At 58.9% G+C, this 17,324-nt stretch carries 21 protein-coding genes and 1 pseudogene; 9 read left to right on the forward strand and 13 right to left on the reverse strand.

Going from position 1 to position 17,324, the window contains the following annotated elements; translation table 11 throughout:
* Positions 1 to 292: 292 nt before the first annotated feature.
* Positions 293 to 1,801 (forward strand): malate dehydrogenase (quinone), encoded by a 1,509-nt coding sequence (gene mqo, locus ACVWXD_RS20040; RefSeq protein WP_032886295.1) that lies wholly within the window; start codon positions 293 to 295, stop codon positions 1,799 to 1,801.
* Positions 1,802 to 1,856: 55 nt separating this feature from the next.
* On the opposite strand, the gene ACVWXD_RS20045 is transcribed toward mqo, so the two are convergent.
* The 3 genes from ACVWXD_RS20045 to ACVWXD_RS20055 all read right to left on the reverse strand — a co-directional run bounded on the left by ACVWXD_RS20045 (position 1,857) and on the right by ACVWXD_RS20055 (position 3,373).
* Entirely contained in the window at positions 1,857 to 2,144 is a 288-nt protein-coding gene (locus ACVWXD_RS20045; protein WP_095183854.1) for a PA4642 family protein, read from the reverse strand.
* A gap of 125 nt (positions 2,145 to 2,269) precedes the next feature.
* Positions 2,270 to 2,755 carry a hypothetical protein gene (locus tag ACVWXD_RS20050; protein ID WP_032886293.1) on the reverse strand — a complete coding sequence of 162 codons (486 nt, stop codon included), beginning with the start codon at positions 2,753 to 2,755 and terminating at the stop codon, positions 2,270 to 2,272.
* 60 nt (positions 2,756 to 2,815) lie between these two features.
* Entirely contained in the window at positions 2,816 to 3,373 is a 558-nt protein-coding gene (locus ACVWXD_RS20055) for a hypoxanthine-guanine phosphoribosyltransferase (RefSeq protein ID WP_032886291.1), read from the reverse strand.
* A 164-nt stretch (positions 3,374 to 3,537) separates the two neighbouring features.
* Between ACVWXD_RS20055 and upp the strand changes: the two genes are divergently transcribed.
* Together upp and ACVWXD_RS20065 are read left to right on the forward strand one after the other, a co-directional pair.
* On the forward strand, positions 3,538 to 4,176 hold the full coding sequence (gene upp / locus ACVWXD_RS20060) for a uracil phosphoribosyltransferase (RefSeq protein WP_004372055.1): 639 nt from the start codon (positions 3,538 to 3,540) through the stop codon (positions 4,174 to 4,176).
* A 2-nt stretch (positions 4,177 to 4,178) separates the two neighbouring features.
* On the forward strand, positions 4,179 to 5,453 hold the full coding sequence (locus ACVWXD_RS20065) for a uracil-xanthine permease family protein (protein ID WP_099601142.1): 1,275 nt from the start codon (positions 4,179 to 4,181) through the stop codon (positions 5,451 to 5,453).
* 124 nt (positions 5,454 to 5,577) lie between these two features.
* On the opposite strand, the gene hisC is transcribed toward ACVWXD_RS20065, so the two are convergent.
* The 9 genes and pseudogenes from hisC to mlaE all read right to left on the reverse strand — a co-directional run bounded on the left by hisC (position 5,578) and on the right by mlaE (position 12,742).
* Complete coding sequence (gene hisC / locus ACVWXD_RS20070; RefSeq protein ID WP_032886289.1) at positions 5,578 to 6,630, reverse strand: histidinol-phosphate transaminase; 1,053 nt, start codon at positions 6,628 to 6,630, stop codon at positions 5,578 to 5,580.
* A gap of 3 nt (positions 6,631 to 6,633) precedes the next feature.
* The gene (hisD, locus tag ACVWXD_RS20075) at positions 6,634 to 7,953 is read right to left on the reverse strand and encodes a histidinol dehydrogenase (RefSeq protein WP_032886288.1); all 1,320 of its coding nucleotides are present in this window, start codon (positions 7,951 to 7,953) and stop codon (positions 6,634 to 6,636) included.
* A gap of 128 nt (positions 7,954 to 8,081) precedes the next feature.
* Positions 8,082 to 8,717, reverse strand: a complete 636-nt coding sequence (gene hisG, locus ACVWXD_RS20080; protein WP_003171824.1) for an ATP phosphoribosyltransferase — start codon at positions 8,715 to 8,717, stop codon at positions 8,082 to 8,084.
* A 239-nt stretch (positions 8,718 to 8,956) separates the two neighbouring features.
* Entirely contained in the window at positions 8,957 to 10,222 is a 1,266-nt protein-coding gene (gene murA / locus ACVWXD_RS20085) for a UDP-N-acetylglucosamine 1-carboxyvinyltransferase (protein WP_010213103.1), read from the reverse strand.
* Between the two features lie 23 nt (positions 10,223 to 10,245).
* Positions 10,246 to 10,485 carry a BolA family protein gene (locus ACVWXD_RS20090; protein WP_032886286.1) on the reverse strand — a complete coding sequence of 80 codons (240 nt, stop codon included), beginning with the start codon at positions 10,483 to 10,485 and terminating at the stop codon, positions 10,246 to 10,248.
* A 114-nt stretch (positions 10,486 to 10,599) separates the two neighbouring features.
* Entirely contained in the window at positions 10,600 to 10,905 is a 306-nt protein-coding gene (locus ACVWXD_RS20095) for an STAS domain-containing protein (protein ID WP_032886285.1), read from the reverse strand.
* Positions 10,902 to 11,549 (reverse strand): MlaC/ttg2D family ABC transporter substrate-binding protein, encoded by a 648-nt coding sequence (locus tag ACVWXD_RS20100; RefSeq protein WP_032886283.1) that lies wholly within the window; start codon positions 11,547 to 11,549, stop codon positions 10,902 to 10,904. Before ACVWXD_RS20100 ends, ACVWXD_RS20095 begins: the two co-directional genes overlap by 4 nt.
* An 11-nt stretch (positions 11,550 to 11,560) precedes the next feature.
* A complete protein-coding gene (gene mlaD, locus ACVWXD_RS20105; RefSeq protein ID WP_003171814.1) occupies positions 11,561 to 12,028 on the reverse strand; it encodes an outer membrane lipid asymmetry maintenance protein MlaD in 468 nt (155 codons plus the stop codon).
* Positions 12,028 to 12,742 (reverse strand): annotated as a pseudogene (mlaE, locus tag ACVWXD_RS20110) (lipid asymmetry maintenance ABC transporter permease subunit MlaE). The gene mlaD and the pseudogene mlaE overlap by 1 nt, the downstream one beginning before the upstream one ends.
* Between mlaE and ACVWXD_RS20115 the strand changes: the two are divergent.
* Complete coding sequence (locus ACVWXD_RS20115; RefSeq protein ID WP_457371606.1) at positions 12,668 to 12,856, forward strand: hypothetical protein; 189 nt, start codon at positions 12,668 to 12,670, stop codon at positions 12,854 to 12,856. The pseudogene mlaE and the gene ACVWXD_RS20115 sit on opposite strands and share 75 nt — an antisense overlap.
* Here ACVWXD_RS20115 and ACVWXD_RS20120 read toward each other — a convergent pair.
* Positions 12,826 to 13,635 (reverse strand): ATP-binding cassette domain-containing protein, encoded by an 810-nt coding sequence (locus ACVWXD_RS20120; RefSeq protein WP_003171811.1) that lies wholly within the window; start codon positions 13,633 to 13,635, stop codon positions 12,826 to 12,828. The genes ACVWXD_RS20115 and ACVWXD_RS20120 overlap by 31 nt on opposite strands.
* A 311-nt stretch (positions 13,636 to 13,946) precedes the next feature.
* Here ACVWXD_RS20120 and ACVWXD_RS20125 point away from each other — a divergent pair, with 311 nt between their 5' ends.
* Genes ACVWXD_RS20125 through lptB form a run of 5 tightly spaced genes read left to right on the forward strand, consistent with a single transcriptional unit; the run spans position 13,947 to position 17,272 of the window.
* Positions 13,947 to 14,921, forward strand: coding sequence for a KpsF/GutQ family sugar-phosphate isomerase (locus ACVWXD_RS20125; protein WP_032886281.1), 975 nt, complete (start codon positions 13,947 to 13,949; stop codon positions 14,919 to 14,921).
* Positions 14,922 to 15,446 (forward strand): KdsC family phosphatase, encoded by a 525-nt coding sequence (locus tag ACVWXD_RS20130; protein ID WP_095183849.1) that lies wholly within the window; start codon positions 14,922 to 14,924, stop codon positions 15,444 to 15,446. It begins immediately after the preceding gene.
* Positions 15,447 to 15,454: 8 nt separating this feature from the next.
* Positions 15,455 to 16,027, forward strand: a complete 573-nt coding sequence (lptC, locus tag ACVWXD_RS20135; protein ID WP_032886279.1) for an LPS export ABC transporter periplasmic protein LptC — start codon at positions 15,455 to 15,457, stop codon at positions 16,025 to 16,027.
* The gene (gene lptA, locus ACVWXD_RS20140; protein WP_095183848.1) at positions 16,014 to 16,547 is read left to right on the forward strand and encodes a lipopolysaccharide transport periplasmic protein LptA; all 534 of its coding nucleotides are present in this window, start codon (positions 16,014 to 16,016) and stop codon (positions 16,545 to 16,547) included. Before lptC ends, lptA begins: the two co-directional genes overlap by 14 nt.
* The gene (gene lptB, locus ACVWXD_RS20145) at positions 16,547 to 17,272 is read left to right on the forward strand and encodes an LPS export ABC transporter ATP-binding protein (RefSeq protein WP_004372092.1); all 726 of its coding nucleotides are present in this window, start codon (positions 16,547 to 16,549) and stop codon (positions 17,270 to 17,272) included. Before lptA ends, lptB begins: the two co-directional genes overlap by 1 nt.
* The last annotated feature ends 52 nt before the right edge of the window (positions 17,273 to 17,324 follow it).

The raw sequence follows: 17,324 nt of genomic DNA on the forward strand, positions 1-17,324 counted from the left end.
GCCCAACCACACAGGACTGAGTACTCCTCAACAACCGGAGCTTGAGCCTGTCCGCTACGGATTGATTGCACGAATCGCACGCTTTGACCATAAGTCGAATTGCCACAGGCGCCCATGAATGCGTTCATAGGCAGATTAGGCCGGGCAGGAAGCGTGCGCCGAAGTTGCAAAGAATTGCGAAACGGACATGGCGATCCTGGCCATGGGTAACCTGGGGCAACACGTGAACCGCCCCGTCACTCCTGGCAGCCATGCCGTCAATTTGGTGCTGCAGATTTTGGAGACGCGTTAAATGGCGCATAACGAAGCAGTCGACGTAGTACTGGTAGGGGCCGGCATCATGAGTGCCACCCTGGCCGTATTGCTCAAAGAGCTCGACCCCGGCCTCAAGCTGGAAGTCGTTGAGCTGATGGATTCGGGTGCAGCGGAGAGTTCCAACCCATGGAACAACGCCGGTACCGGTCATGCCGGTCTGTGCGAGCTGAACTACACGCCGCAGGCCGCCGATGGTTCCATCGACATCAAGAAAGCCGTGCACATCAACACTCAGTTCGAGGTGTCGAAGCAGTTCTGGGCGTACCTGACCAAAAAGGGCACCTTTGGCTCGTCCAAGTCCTTTATCAGTCCGGTGCCGCACCTGAGCTTCGTACAGGGCGACAAAGGCGTGGACTTCCTCAAGAAGCGCTTTGAAACCCTCAGCCAGCACCACGCGTTTTCGGACATGCACTACACCGAAGACCGCAGCGAAATGGCCGAATGGATGCCGCTGATGATGCCGGGCCGCCCGCTCGACGAAAAAATCGCTGCCACTCGCGTAATGAATGGCACCGACGTCAACTTCGGCGCCCTGACCAATCAGCTGCTTAGCCATCTGACCAGCTCCCCGGATGCCCAGGTCAAGTACAGCAAGCGCGTGACCGGCCTCAAGCGCAACGGCGCCGGCTGGACCGTGAGCATCAAGGACGTCAACAGCGGTACCAGCCGTGAGGTGGACGCCAAGTTTGTATTCCTCGGCGCCGGTGGCGCGGCGCTGCCGCTGCTGCAAGCTTCGGGCATCGAAGAAAGTAAAGGCTTCGGCGGCTTCCCGGTCAGCGGCCAATGGCTGCGTTGCGACAACCCGGAAGTGGTCAAGCACCACCAGGCCAAGGTCTACAGCCAGGCCGCCGTCGGCTCGCCACCGATGTCGGTGCCGCACCTCGACACCCGTGTAGTGGATGGCAAGAAATCCCTGCTGTTCGGGCCATACGCCGGCTTCACCACCAAGTTCCTCAAGCACGGCTCGTTCCTAGACCTGCCGATGTCGATTCGTGCCAGCAACATCGGACCGATGCTGGCCGTGGCCCGCGACAACATGGACCTGACCAAGTACCTGGTCAGCGAAGTGCGTCAGTCCATGGAACAACGCCTGGAATCCCTGCGTCGCTTCTACCCTGAGGCGAAAGCCGAAGACTGGCGTCTTGAAGTGGCCGGCCAACGGGTGCAGATCATCAAGAAAGACCCGAAAAAAGGCGGCGTGCTGCAATTCGGCACCGAGCTGGTAGCGGCCAAAGACGGCTCGCTGGCGGCGCTGCTGGGCGCGTCCCCAGGTGCCTCGGTGACGGTGTCGATCATGCTGGAACTGATTGAGCGCTGCTTCCCGGCCAAAGCCGCCGGTGAGTGGGCAGCCAAGCTGCACGAGATCTTCCCTGCCCGGGAAAAAGTGCTTGAGACTGATGCCGAGCTGTATCGCAAGATCAACACGCAGAACAACATCAGCCTGGAACTGGTTGAGCAAAGCAACGAGGCCGAAAGCTACGCTTGAGGCCTGGCTGCAATAAAAAAACGCCCCTCGGGGCGTTTTTTTGTGGCCGGGATAATCAGCCGCGAGCGTTTTTGATCAGCTCGATGTAATCGTCCGCGTTGCGCTGATCCTTGATCAGATCAACGAAGGTCTGCCCATGCTCATCCTTGCCATCCAGGTCCAGGCCGGCTTCCTTGAAAAAGCCCAGGAAGCGCTCAAAGTCGTCGATACGCAGGCCACGATAGGCCTTGATCAGTTTGTGCAGGGACGGTGAAGTCGCGTCGACCGGCTCGAAGTCCAGGAACAACTTGATCTGATCGTCGCCGATCTCATCGCCAATCACCTGTTTCTTATCTTTACGCATTACCGACTCCAGCCTGCAGACATTTACACGGGGTTTGAAGTCTACCTGCGAGCCGCGGGCTTCGAAAGCGCTGAAGAACCAATATGGGAGCAATCCCCCACCACATTTATTCTTCAATGTTAGCGCTACTTGGTACGTACAACGCCGGTATGCAGGTCCGCCCAGATATGGCCGTTGGCGTAACTGAGGAACTGAACATACACCGTGTCATTGCGCAGCAAATCGACGATCACCCGGTACTGGGCCACCGGATAAGACAGCGTCAGGGTCTTGCTCTTGTCGTCAAACACCGGCTTTTTCAGGCTTTTACTTTCGGCATCGAAGTTGAGCACCACTTGGCTGATGCTCGCACCTTTGTTCAGGGGCTTGCCCTTCAGCCGGAGCATCAGTGGCGAGGTCACCGGGATAGGTTGTTGGTTGGATTGGCGCTGGTTGCCCACCACCACCGCGTACTCCGTGACTTGCAGCAACTGCTGCTGGTCAGGGCTTTCAGTCCGCAGGGTGAGGTCATCGGGAGGCAGAAATTGACCATGCATAGGCGCCGGTGCGGCGGCCAGGGGCAAACTCAGGGTCAGCGCCAGGGCGGCGCAAGTGCGAATCAAAAGGCTCATGGACAGCTCCAGACGCAGGGGCCAAGCACGATAGCATGACAACCCTGCGCCGGGCCTGGATCACATACCTTTGACGGCGTAGATCCCATTGGCGTTGCGCCAGTAGCCTTTGTAGTCCATGCCATAACCGAAGATGTAGCGGTCGATGCACGGCAGGCCAACGTAATCAGCCTTAAGGTCCGGGCGAGCCTTGCGGTCGTGGTCTTTGTCGATCAGTACGGCGGTGTGCACTTTGCGCGCGCCGGCGTGTTTGCAGAAATCGATGATCGCGCCGAGGGTGTGACCTTCGTCGAGGATGTCGTCGATGATCAGCACGTCGCGGTCAATGAACGAGACTTCCGGCTTGGCCTTCCAGAACAGATCGCCGCCAGTGGTTTCGTTGCGATAGCGAGTCGCGTGCAGGTAAGACGCTTCCAGCGGAAATTGCAGGTGAGTCAGCAATTTGCCGGCGAAGATCAGGCCGCCGTTCATCACGCAAAAGACCACCGGGTTGGTGTCGGCCATTTCGCGAGTGATGTGGGCGCCAACCTTGGCGATCGCAGCTTCGACTTGCGCTTCGGTGTACAGGCAATCAGCCTCACGCATGATTTGACGGATATGCTCAAGATCAGCGGACATGGCGCTCTCCAAGGGGGTGCTGTGGCAAGAAAAGCGGGCGAAGGTACGCTTCTCATGCGCTCCGAGCAAGCCTTAATGGACTAACGTACTAGATGCCTATAGGACAACACCCTCGGATAGATTAATCTAGGCCGGTTTTTTTGCCCGCCGCCGGAGCCTTTCCCATGCCCACTCGCGAGATCCGCCACCCGCTGATCCAGCACAAGCTCGGCCTTATGCGCCGCGCCGACATTAGCACGAAGAACTTCCGTGAGCTTGCTCAGGAAGTCGGAGCGTTGCTCACTTACGAAGCCACCAAGGATTTGCCCCTGGAAACCTACGAGATCCCCGGTTGGGCCGGTCCCGTCCAGGTGGAAAAAATCGCTGGTAAGAAAATAACCGTGGTGCCGATCCTGCGCGCCGGTATCGGCATGCTCGAAGGCGTACTCAGCCTGATTCCGGGTGCCAAAGTCAGCGCCGTGGGCGTGGCCCGCAACGAAGAAACCTTGCAGGCTCACACCTACCTGGAAAAACTCGTACCGGAAATCGACGAGCGCCTGGCCATGATTATTGACCCGATGCTCGCTACCGGCAGTTCCATGGTCGCCACCATCGACCTGCTGAAGAAAGCCGGCTGCAAGGACATCCGCGCCATGGTGCTGGTCGCCGCTCCCGAAGGCATCGCCGCCGTCGAGAAAGCCCACCCGGACGTGCAGATCTACACCGCTTCCATCGATGAGCGCCTGAATGAACACGGTTACATCATCCCTGGCCTGGGCGACGCCGGTGACAAGATCTTCGGCACCAAGCAGAAGGACGCGTGAGCATGCAGGATGAATTCAACGACCCGCTTTGGCGCCAGATCCTGTCTGGCGCACAAATGCTCTTCGTAGCATTTGGCGCGCTGGTGTTGATGCCGCTGATCACAGGTCTTGATCCAAACGTCGCACTGTTCACCGCCGGCCTGGGCACGTTGTTGTTCCAGGTGGTGACAGGGCGGCAGGTGCCGGTATTCCTGGCATCGAGCTTTGCCTTCATTACCCCGATCATTCTCGCCAAGCAGCAGTTCGGCCTGGCGGCGACCATGGGCGGGGTAATGGCGGCCGGTTTTGTTTACACCTTCCTAGGGGCAGCGGTAAAGATCAAAGGCACTGGTTTCATCGACCGACTACTACCGCCTGTGGTAATCGGGCCAGTGATTATTTCCATCGGCCTGGCCATGGCGCCGATCGCGGCCAACATGGCGATGGGTAAAGGCGACAACGGTGCCGAACTGATCCCGTACAAGACCGCCATGCTGATCTCGATGCCAGCGCTGCTTACCACGTTGATCGTGGCGGTGTTCGGCAAAGGTATCTTCCGCCTGGTGCCGATCATCTCCGGTGTGCTGGTAGGTTTTGCCATGTCGTTCTACTTTGGCGTTGTCGACACGGCCAAGATCGCCGCTGCGCCTTGGTTCGCCCTGCCCCACTTCACCGCGCCGGAATTCAACTGGCAGGCGATCCTGTTTATCGTCCCAGTGGCCCTGGCCCCGGCGATTGAACACATCGGTGGTGTGATTGCGGTGGGCAGCGTGACCGGTCGCGACTACCTGAAGAAGCCTGGTCTGCACCGCACCCTGCTGGGTGACGGGATCGCCACCACGGCAGCCGGCCTGTTTGGCGGCCCGCCGAACACTACCTACGCCGAAGTAACCGGCGCGGTAATGCTGACCAAGAACTACAACCCGAAAATCATGACCTGGGCGGCGGTATTCGCCATCAGCCTGGCGTTTATCGGCAAGTTCGGCGCGCTACTGCAGAGCATTCCGGTGCCGGTAATGGGGGGGATCCTGTGCCTGCTGTTCGGCTCGATTGCCGCAGTGGGGATGAACACATTGATTCGCCACAAGATCGACCTGGGCGAGGCGCGCAATCTGGTGATTGTGTCGGTGACCCTGGTGTTCGGTATTGGCGGTGTGCTGGTGGGGACCGGAACTGGTCCAGATGACTTCGGCCTGAAGGGCATTGCTCTGTGCGCGGTGGTAGCGATTGGTTTGAACCTGCTGCTGCCGGGCAATGATGGCTGGAAGAACAAGAAGCCAGATGAGCCGTTGATCTAACTGCCAATACAAACCAATGTGGGAGAGGGCTTGCCTCCGATAGCAGTGTGTCAGTCAATACATTAACTGACTGATACGCCGCCATCGGGGTCAAGCCCCCTCCCACATTTGATTTCAGCGCCCGTTAAAGCTCGCCGAGGCCATCAATCAGCGCCTGGTTCTGCTCCGGCGTACCGATGCTGATCCGCAGGAACTGGGCAATCCGCTCCTGCTTAAAGTGCCGCACGATAATCCCTTGCTCACGCAGCTTGGCCGCTAGGCCGGCAGCGTCATGCCGTGGGTGGCGCGCAAAGATGAAGTTGGCCGCTGATGGCAGCACCTCAAAACCTTTGCCTTCCAATTGCGCGACTACTTTGTTACGGCTGTCGATCACCAACTGGCACGTCTTCTCGAAGTACTCACGGTCCTCAAACGCCGCTGCCGCGCCGACAATCGCCAAACGATCCAGCGGGTAGGAGTTGAAGCTGTTCTTGACCCGCTCCAGCGCCTCGATCAGGTCCGGGTGACCCACGGCCAAGCCCACGCGCAAACCGGCCAGTGAGCGCGATTTGGAAAGGGTCTGGGTCACCAGCAGATTAGGGTAGCGATCCACCAGGCTGATGGCGGTTTCGCCGCCGAAGTCGATATAGGCTTCATCGACCACCACCACCGAATCCGGGCTGGCCTTGAGGATCTGCTCTACTGCGTCCAGCGCCAGCACGCAGCCGGTCGGCGCATTCGGGTTGGGGAAGATGATCCCGCCGTTGGGCCTGGCGTAATCCGCAACACGGATCTGAAATTTCTCATCCAACGGCACCGGGTCGGACTGGATGCCGTAAAGACCGCAGTACACCGGATAGAAGCTGTAGCTGATATCCGGGAACAGCAGCGGCAGGTCGTGCTGGAACAGGCCGTGGAAGATGTGCGCGAGCACTTCATCAGAGCCGTTACCGAGAAACACTTTGCCGGCGTCGACCCCGTAATACTTGGCCACCGCCTGCTTGAGCAGGTCGCTGTTGGGGTCCGGGTACAAACGCAGGTTGTCGTTCAACTCGGCCTGCATCGCGGCCAGTGCTTTGGGCGACGGACCGTAGGGGTTCTCATTGGTGTTGAGCTTGACCAGTTTGGTCAACTTTGGCTGTTCGCCGGGTACGTAAGGCACGAGGTCCCTGACGAAGGGGCTCCAGAATTTGCTCATGTGTTATTTCCCCTCTTCCAAGATTCGATACTCAGCACTACGGGCGTGTGCGCTCAACGACTCACCGCGGGCCAGCACCGAAGCGGTCTTGCCCAACTCGGAAGCACCTTGTGGCGAGCAGAAGATGATCGACGAGCGTTTCTGGAAGTCGTATACCCCCAGCGGTGATGAGAACCGCGCGGTGCCGGAGGTCGGCAACACATGGTTCGGGCCGGCGCAGTAGTCGCCCAGCGCTTCACTGGTGTGGCGCCCCATGAAGATCGCACCGGCATGGCGAATCGACGGCAGCCAGGCCTGTGGGTCAGCCACGGACAGCTCCAGGTGCTCCGGGGCGATACGGTTAGCCACTTCGATGGCCTGTTCCATGTCACGCACCAGGATCAGCGCGCCACGGCCGTTGATGGATTTCTCGATGATCTCTGCACGGTCCATGGTAGGCAGCAGCTTATCGATGCTGGCGGCAACCTTGTCGAGGAACTCGGCATCGGGGCTGACCAGAATCGCCTGGGCGTCTTCGTCGTGCTCGGCCTGGGAGAACAGGTCCATGGCGATCCAATCCGGATCGGTCTGGCCGTCGCACACTACGAGGATTTCCGAGGGACCGGCGATCATGTCGATGCCAACCTGGCCAAAAACGTGGCGCTTGGCGGTGGCGACGTAGATGTTGCCAGGCCCCACCACTTTGTCGACCTTCGGCACGCTTTCGGTGCCGTAGGCCAGGGCCGCGACGGCTTGAGCACCGCCAATGGTGAACACACGGTCAACACCAGCGATGCAGGCCGCAGCCAGCACCAGTTCGTTGATTTCGCCGCGCGGGGTCGGTACCACCATAACCACTTCGGTCACGCCCGCCACCTTGGCCGGAATTGCGTTCATCAACACCGACGATGGATACGACGCTTTGCCACCTGGCACGTAGAGACCGGCACGATCCAGCGGCGTGACCTTTTGGCCCAGCACAGTGCCGTCGGCTTCGGTATAGCTCCAGGAGTCCTGTTTCTGCTTTTCGTGGTAGCTGCGCACACGCGCCGCCGCGACTTCCAGGGCTTCACGCTGAGGCGCAGTGATGCGCGTCAGTGCGAGCTCCAGGCGTTCGCGGGGAAGGATCAGATCGGACATGGATTTGACGTCCAGACCGTCGAACTGACGGGTGAAATCCACCAGCGCCGCATCACCACGCTCGCGCACGGCCTTGATGATGTCGAGCACCCGCTGGTTGACCGAGTCGTCGGACACGCTTTCCCAGCTCAGCAGATGATCCAGATGATGGGCGAAATCCGGGTCGGCAGCGTTGAGTCGGGCAATTGCAGTGGACGTGGTCATAGCGAGGGCCTCAATAGAATTGGCAAAAACTCAGGCGCCCTAAACTAGCAGTCGTTTCCGCTTGGGCACCTGAGAATTCTGGCTATGAGGCGGATAGACGGGCGCAGCCTTTCAGCTACGCGGGTAGGTCAACCGCGGTGTCGAGACTCCACTGCGGTGCGCAGGGTGTCGATCAACGCTTGGATACGGGCGTGCTGCATCTTCATCGACGCTTTGTTGACGATCAAGCGGGAGCTGATATCGGCGATGAAATCCTGTGGTTCGAGACCATTGGCACGCAGGGTGTTGCCGGTGTCGACCACATCGATGATCTTGTCGGCCAGGCCGATCAGCGGCGCCAGCTCCATCGAGCCGTAGAGCTTGATGATGTCGACCTGGCGGCCTTGCTCGGCGTAGTAGCGCTTGGCAACGTTGACGAACTTGGTTGCCACGCGCAGGCGGCCTTTAGGCTCGACGTCACCGACACGGCCGGCGGTCATCAGCTTGCACAGGGCAATACGCAGGTCCAGCGGCTCATACAGGCCCTGGCCACCGTATTCCATCAACACGTCTTTACCGGCGACGCCGAGGTCGGCCGCGCCATGCTCAACGTAGGTCGGCACGTCGGTAGCCCGCACGATCAGCAGGCGAACGTCGTCCTGGGTCGTAGGGATGATCAGCTTGCGGCTCTTGTCCGGATTCTCGGTCGGCACGATGCCCGCTTCAGCCAGAAGCGGCAAAGTGTCGTCAAGGATGCGGCCCTTGGACAGTGCGATGGTCAACATGGGAAACGTCAGTCCTTCATCAGGCTATTGCTGTCCGGTCGCAAACGGCGCCAGACGCAGATCGAGGCCATGACAGCCTCGATTTGAAACAAATTCAGCATACTGCGAGCTGACACCGTCTGTAGTGAGTGGGCTTGCCCCACGCTGAACTGCGTAGCGACCCAAAAAACGGGACTGCTACGCAGTCCGGCGCGGGGCAAGCCCGCTCACCACAGTGACGGTGTTTTCAGCTCCGGGAACTAGCCCGGTACGCGGCGGATTTTAGCGCCGAGCATCTGCAGTTTCTCTTCGATGCACTCGTAACCACGGTCGATGTGGTAGATGCGGTCGATCAGAGTGTCGCCTTCGGCGATCAGCGCCGAGATCACCAGACTGGCCGAAGCACGCAGGTCGGTAGCCATGACTGGCGCGCCCTTGAGCTTCTCGGTGCCGGTAACGATGGCGGTGTTGCCTTCAACCTGAATCTTCGCGCCCATGCGGTGCAGTTCATACACGTGCATGAAGCGGTTTTCGAAGATGGTCTCGATCACGGCACCAGTGCCTTCGGCAATCGCGTTCAGGGAGATGAACTGCGCTTGCATGTCAGTCGGGAACGCCGGGTACGGAGCGGTCCGCACGTTGACGGCTTTCGGCCGCTTGCCGTGCATGTTCAACTCGATCCAGTCTTCGCCGGTGGTGATTTCGGCGCCAGCTTCGCGCAGTTTTTCCAGGACCGCTTCCAGGATGGTCGGATCGGTGTCCTTTACCTTGACGCGACCACCGGTAACGGCGGCAGCAACCAGGTAGGTACCGGTCTCGATGCGGTCAGGCATCACTTTATAGGTTGCAGTGTGCAGGCGCTCTACACCATCAATGGTAATGGTGTCGGTGCCGGCACCGGAAACCTTCGCGCCCATGGCGTTCAGGAAGTTGGCCAGGTCGACCACTTCCGGCTCACGCGCGGCGTTTTGCAGGACGCTGCGGCCTTTGGCCAGGGCAGCGGCCATCATGATGTTCTCGGTACCGGTCACGCTGACGGTATCAAAGAAGAAGTTCGCACCACGCAGGCCGCCTTCCGGCGCCTTGGCTTTGATGTAGCCGCCTTCAACGTCAATGACTGCGCCCATGGCTTCCAGGCCACGGATGTGCAGGTCCACTGGACGCGAGCCGATAGCGCAGCCGCCAGGCAGGGCGACTTCGGCTTCACCGAAACGGGCAACCATCGGGCCCAGCACCAAGATCGACGCACGCATGGTTTTCACCAGTTCGTACGGGGCGATCAGGGTCTTGATGGTGCGTGGGTCAATTTCGACGGCCAGCTTCTCATCAATCACAGGCTCGATGCCCATGCGACCGAACAGCTCGATCATGGTAGTGATGTCGTGCAGGTGCGGCAGGTTGGCCACGGTCACCGGGCCATCGCACAGCAGGGTCGCTGCCAGGATCGGCAAGGCGGAGTTTTTTGCACCGGAAATGCGAATCTCGCCATCAAGGCGAGCACCGCCGGTAATAATCAATTTATCCATAAGAATCTCGACGCCTAGGGGGCTCAGGTGCGCTCGGCCCAGGCCGCGCGGCTGAAAAATTTCATAGTGACCGCATGGATGCTGCCATCGGTGATCCACGGGTTCAAATGGGCATAGATCTGCTGCTGACGCTTGACTGGGCTCAATGCCGCCAGTTCATCGCTAATCACGTTCAGCTGGAAGTTGCAGCCTTCGCCTTCAACTTCTACGGTCGTATCCGGCAGCTTTCCTTCAAGAAAGCTCTTAACTTCTAGGGCCTGCATGCTCAACCTCTATCGGCGCCCAGTGCGCACGGGTCGCACATCATACAAAAAAGCCCCGCGCCTGCGAACCCCGCATAGCAGGACTCTGACGGGGGGCTTCTCTAATAATGTGTATTAAGGATGCGCCAACAGCTCGGTCAGACCGGAAACTTCGGCAATTTCGCGCATGTCTTCGGGCAACGCACGGATGCTAACCGGCTTCTTGGCCGCTTCGGCATCACGCATGAAGCACAGCAGCAACGACAACCCGACACTGCTGGACTTGGTTACCGCTGAGCAATCCAGGACCAACTCCGGCGCAGCGCTCGACTTGATCAGTGCTTGGCCATGCTTGCGCAGAGCCGGGCCAGTTCGGTAATCCAGCACCCCGCTGATGAACAGCTGGCCAGAGTCGCCGAGACGAACAGCCGACTCGGTCATTGCGCCGGCTTCCCAGCAGCTTTATCGGTTTCTTCCTTGGCCTTGGCGACTTCACCGGCCCAACCATTGATGGTTTTGTCTAGGTCGTTGCCATTGCGCTGCATGGCGTCGGCAAACTGGTCACGGAACAGCTTGCCGATATTGATGCCGTTGATGATCACGTTGCGCAGTTTCCACTCGCCGTTGATCTTCTCCAAGGTGTACTGCACCGGGTACACGGCACCGTTATTACCTTTGACGCTCATGTTGACGCTGGTGCGATCGCCCGACTCATCACCGGCTGGAGCAACGGTAATACCTTGGTTGTTGTACTCAAGCAAAGCGTTGCCATAGAACTGGAACAGGCCGCGCTTGAAGTTTTCCTGGAACGTCTGCATCTGCGCAGGCGTGGCCTTGCGCGAATATTTGACCGTCATGATGCTGCGTGAGATGCCTTCAGCATCGACGACCGGACCGACGATGCTGTTGAGCGCTTCATAGAACTTGGTTGGATCTTGCTTGTACTGTTCTTTATTGGCCGTCAGGTCAGCCAGCATCTTGCTGGTGGTGTCCTGCACCAGTTCGTGCGCAGAACCTGCCGCGTTGGCCATCAATGGCAGTGCTGCAAGCAGTACCAGCAGGCCACGTCGCAAGGTAGAGATCATGAACAGATTCCTCATTTGGCGTCTTTATTGACCGTATTGAGCAAAAATTTTCCGATCAGGTCCTCAAGTACCAGCGACGACTGAGTGTCGTGGATGGTCGAACCATCCTTGAGCAGGGCTGTTTCCCCGCCCACGCTGACACCGATGTACTTCTCGCCCAGCAGCCCCGCAGTGAGGATAGATGCAGTAGAGTCGGTAGGCAGATTATCCACCTTCTTGTCCAGTTGCATCGTCACTCGCCCGGTGAAGCTGTCGCGATCCAGATCGATTGCCGTGACCTTGCCAATGGTTACACCGGCCATGGTCACTTTAGCTCTGACAGTCAAACCGGCGATATTGTCGAAGTACGCGTAAAGTTTATAAGTATCGGCGGTTGGGCTGGCCGAAAGACCGCTGACTCGCAGAGCCAGCAACAGTAAAGCCAGGATGCCAGCCAGCAAGAAAAGGCCGACACCGATTTCCACAGTGCGGTTTTGCATCAGAAGTCTCCAAACATCAAGGCGGTCAAAATGAAGTCAAGGCCAAGTACTGCCAGCGAGGCGTACACAACGGTCTTGGTGGTGGCACGACTGATCCCTTCTGAGGTGGGCTCACAGTCATAGCCTTGGAATACGGCGATCCAGGTCACTACAAAGGCGAAGACGATGCTCTTTATAATGCCATTGAGCACGTCACCACTGAAGGTCACGCTGTTTTGCATGTTGGCCCAGTAGGAGCCGTCGTAGACGCCAAGCCAGTCCACCGCTACCCACGAACCGCCCCAGATACCGACCACGCTGAAGATCATCGCCAGCAATGGCAGGGAAATAAAGCCGGCCCACAGGCGCGGGGCAACAATGTATTTGAGCGGGTCCACACCGATCATTTCGAGGCTGGACAGCTGCTCGGTAGACTTCATGTTGCCAATTTCGGCAGTCAACGCGGAACCTGCGCGCCCGGCGAACAGCAACGCGGTCACCACCGGGTCCCAGTTCACGTAGCAGCGTCAGGGCAACCATCTGCCCCACTGCCTGCTCCGAACCGTAGCTGGACAGGATATTGAAGCCCTGCAACGCCAGCACCATGCCGATGAACACCCCGGAGACCACAATGATCACCAGGGACATCACACCCACCGAATGCAGCTGCTTGATCAACAGGCCAAAGCCACCGCCAATACCGCCGCGGCCGAGCAAGGCGTGGAACAGGAAAATCGTCGAGCGGCCGAGCACTTCGACGATGTCGATGCCGGAGCGACCGAAAAGGCGAACTTTCTCGATAAGAGATGTTTTGCGCATCAACGCTTCCCCAGAAGATCTGAGCGGTAATCCGCTGCCGGAAAGTGGAAAGGCACAGGGCCATCGGGGTCGCCGGTCATGAATTGGCGAATGCGCGGGTTGTCGGCGTTCATCAGCTCTTCAGGCGTACCCTGCCCCAGCACCTGGCCATCACCGACCACATAGAGGTAATCGGCAATGCTCGCGGTTTCTGCAAGGTCGTGGGAGACCACGATACTGGTGATACCCAGGGCATCGTTGAGCAGACGGATCAGTCGTACCAGCACACCCATGGCGATCGGATCCTGACCCACGAAGGGCTCGTCGTACATGAGAATCTGTGGATCGAGGGCAATGGCTCGCGCCAGGGCCACACGGCGCTTCATGCCGCCGGACAGTTCGTCGGGCATCAGATCAATTGCGCCACGGAGGCCGACGGCCTGCAATTTCAGCAACACAATGTCGCGAATCATTTCGTCGGACAGCTGGGTATGCACCCGCAGCGGAAACGCTACGTTCTCGAACACATCGAGGTCGGTGAACAGCGCACCGCTCTGGAACAGCACGCCCATATGCTTGCGCGCATCGAACAGATCACTGCGCGACAGCGTAGGCAGGTTTTGGCCATTGACCCACACTTCGCCGGCGCTGGGACGCAATTGCATGCCCATCAACCGCAACAGCGTGGTCTTGCCGCAACCGGACGGCCCCATGATGCCCGTGACCTTGCCACGGGGAATGCGAATATCGACGTTATTGAAGATGCTGCGCGTCCCGCGCTTGAAGGTCAGTCCCTTCAGCTCGACCGCGTAGGCGTTATCGGCACTCATCTAAACTCCTTGGGATGCAGCCTCTCACTCAGACACCACGCATGCGACAAACGTTTGCAACGGCGACGCATATAGATAGCCACATGGGCTGGGCGGACCGAACTGGCGGCGAACTATATCACTGCTCGTACAAGGCGCCCAAGGCCGGAACAGCGCTAGTTCAGTTTGGGGACAGGGAAAAAACGTTGCCGACTGTGTGACTGAGGATCGATCTCAGTCCCCTGCTGAATAAAGCCTGACGAACTTGCGTGAGGGAATTGATCATTACCGCTATAATCGCCGACTTTTCGTCAGGCTATACGATTTCAGACATGAGCCAATCCAGCGACCTTATCCAATCCGCACAACGCACCATCCGCCTCGAAGTCGAAGCCGTAGAAGGCTTACTGGCCCATATCGACGCAGATTTCGTACGCGCCTGCGAGATGATTCTGGCCAGTAAGGGCCGCGTTGTCGTGGTCGGCATGGGCAAATCGGGCCACGTCGGCAACAAGATCGCCGCCACCCTGGCGAGCACCGGGACCACGGCGTTTTTCGTGCATCCGGCGGAGGCGAGCCACGGCGACATGGGCATGATCACCAAAGATGACATCATCCTGGCGCTGTCCAACTCCGGCACCACCAACGAAATCGTGACCCTGCTGCCGCTGATCAAGCGCCTTGGCATCCAGATGATCAGCGTCACCGGCAACCCGGAGTCGACCCTAGCCAAGGCTGCCGATGTTAACCTGAACGTTCACGTCGCCCACGAAGCCTGCCCGCTGAATCTGGCACCAACCTCCTCCACTACCGCTGCCTTGGTTATGGGCGACGCCCTGGCCGTTGCGCTGCTTGAAGCTCGCGGGTTCACGGCTGAAGACTTCGCGTTCTCCCACCCGGGTGGCGCACTGGGCCGCCGCCTGCTGCTGAAAGTGGAAAACGTTATGCATTCAGGCGATGAATTGCCCCACGTCCAGCGCGGCACCTTACTGAAGGACGCGCTGATGGAAATGACTCGCAAGGGCCTGGGCATGACCGTGATCCTTGAAGCTGACGGCCGCCTGGCTGGGGTATTCACCGACGGCGACCTGCGCCGCACCCTGGACCGCACCATCGATATCCACACTGCGACCATCGATGCAGTGATGACGCCACACGGCAAGACCGCACGCCCTGAGATGCTGGCAGCCGAAGCATTGAAGATCATGGAAGACCACAAGATCGGCGCCCTGGTGGTTGTCGATAGCGACGACCACCCGGTTGGCGCCCTGAACATGCACGACTTGCTGCGTGCGGGAGTGATGTAAATGACCAGCGACCTGTTGCAACGCGGCAAAAACATCAGACTGGCGATTTTCGACGTTGACGGCGTGCTGACCGATGGCCGCCTGTACTTCCTCGAAGACGGCAGCGAATTCAAGACGTTCAACACCCTCGATGGCCAAGGCATCAAGATGCTGATGGCTGCAGGCGTGCAAACCGCGATTATCAGCGGCCGAAAAACGCCCGTTGTGGAACGCCGCGCACAAAACCTGGGGATTCCTCACCTGTATCAGGGCCGCGAGGATAAACTGGTAGTTCTGGACGAGCTTCTTGGCCAACTCAACCTAAGCTATGAGCAGGTCGCCTACTTAGGCGATGATCTGCCCGACCTGCCGGTCATTCGTCGAGTAGGGCTTGGCATGGCCGTCGCCAATGCGGCGGCGTTTGTTCGCGAGCACGCCCATGGCATCACCTGCGCCCGTGGTGGCGAAGGTGCAGCACGCGAGTTCTGCGAACTGATCCTGCGAGCCCAAGGCAGCCTTGAAGCGGCCAACGCCGCCTACCTATAGAGCGTTTTATGCTGAGCAAAAAGATTCGCAACTTCCTGTTATTCGGGGTCATTGCCGCGCTGTTCCTCGCGGTGGGCTACTGGAATATCAGTCCGGGGCGCTTCCTCGACCAGCCTGTTGCGCAGGTCGACGAGGGGGCCATCGACTATTACGCCACCAATGCCTATAGCGTGCAGTTCCTGCCCGACGGCAAGCTGCAGTACGAAATGACGTCGGACAAAGTCGAGCACTTGAAGGCCACCGAAGTCACTCTGCTGACTAATCCGGACCTGAACCTGTACCGCGGCACCGAATTTCCGTGGCATGTCACCAGCAAGCGTGGTGAGGTGAACCCCGACGGCACCGAGGTAGAACTGATTGACTCGGTACGTGTTGCGCGCACGGATGCCAAAGCCCGTGACACGGTGATTACCAGCAGTCGCATGACCGTATTCCCGCAGAAGCAATATGCGCAGACCGAGCAAGACGTTAGAATCGACGGCGCTGGCGGTGTATCGACTGGCAAGGGAATGAAAGCGTATTTGAAAGAAAGCAGGATACACCTGCTATCGAACGTAAGAGGACAGTATGAGGCTCGTTAAAACTCTCCCTATTTTGCTCGGTTTGGGCGCAGCACTGGGAAGCGTGAGCGCCTGGGCTCTGCCGAACGATAGCCAGCAACCGATCCACATCTCGGCTGACGATGCGCAACTGGATGACAAGCAAGGTGTTGCCACCTATACCGGCGGCGTAATCATCACCCAAGGGTCGATGAAGATCACCGGTAATACCGTGACACTGACGCGTACCCAAGCCGGTGACATCGACGTCGTGACCTCAGTGGGCAACCTGGCTTACTTCGAACAGAAGCAGTCCGCTGCCGACACTGGCCCGATGAAGGGCTACGGCAAGACCATTCAGTATCACGCCCAGCAGAATCGCATTGTGCTGATCGACCAGGCCAAGGTGCTCAGCCCCGATGGCAACTCCACGGAAGGTGAAAAGATCACCTATGACACCGTGAAACAGATCGCTAACGCCGGTCGTGCCAATGGCAGCAAGGTCACCGCACCGCGCCCACGCATCGACATGGTTATCCAGCCGAAGAAGAAGGCCGAGTAATGGCAACCCTGAAAGCCCAGCATCTGGCCAAGGCCTATAAAAGCCGTCAGGTCGTGCGCGACGTCAGCCTGTCGATCGACAGCGGCCAGATCGTCGGCTTGCTCGGCCCCAACGGCGCAGGCAAGACCACATGCTTCTACATGATTGTTGGCCTGGTCCAGGCGGATCAGGGTCGCGTACTGATCGACGATCTGGATGTCAGCCACCAGCCAATGCACGGTCGTGCACGCGCGGGTATCGGCTATCTTCCTCAAGAAGCATCGATCTTCCGCAAACTGTCAGTTGCCGACAACATTATGGCCATCCTTGAAACTCGCAAGGAACTGGACCGTGACGGCCGCCGACAGGAGCTGGAAAGCCTGCTGCAGGAATTCCATATCAACCACATTCGCGACAACCTTGGCATGAGCCTGTCCGGTGGTGAGCGGCGTCGCGTGGAAATCGCCCGCGCCCTGGCCACTGCCCCCAAGTTCATTCTGCTGGACGAACCGTTTGCCGGCGTCGACCCTATCTCGGTTGGCGACATCAAGCAGATCATCCATCACCTCAAGGCCAAGGGCATCGGTGTACTGATCACCGATCACAACGTGCGTGAGACCCTCGATATCTGCGAAACCGCGTATATCGTCAACGATGGTCAACTGATCGCAGAAGGCGACTCCGCCACCATCCTGGCCAACGAACTGGTCAAGGAAGTGTACCTGGGTCACGAGTTTCGCCTGTAAAGCCGCCTGCACAAACAAGGCGGTGGCAGGTCGTTTGCCTGATGCGCGGGAG

Source organism: Pseudomonas sp. TE3911 (assembly GCF_054062775.1).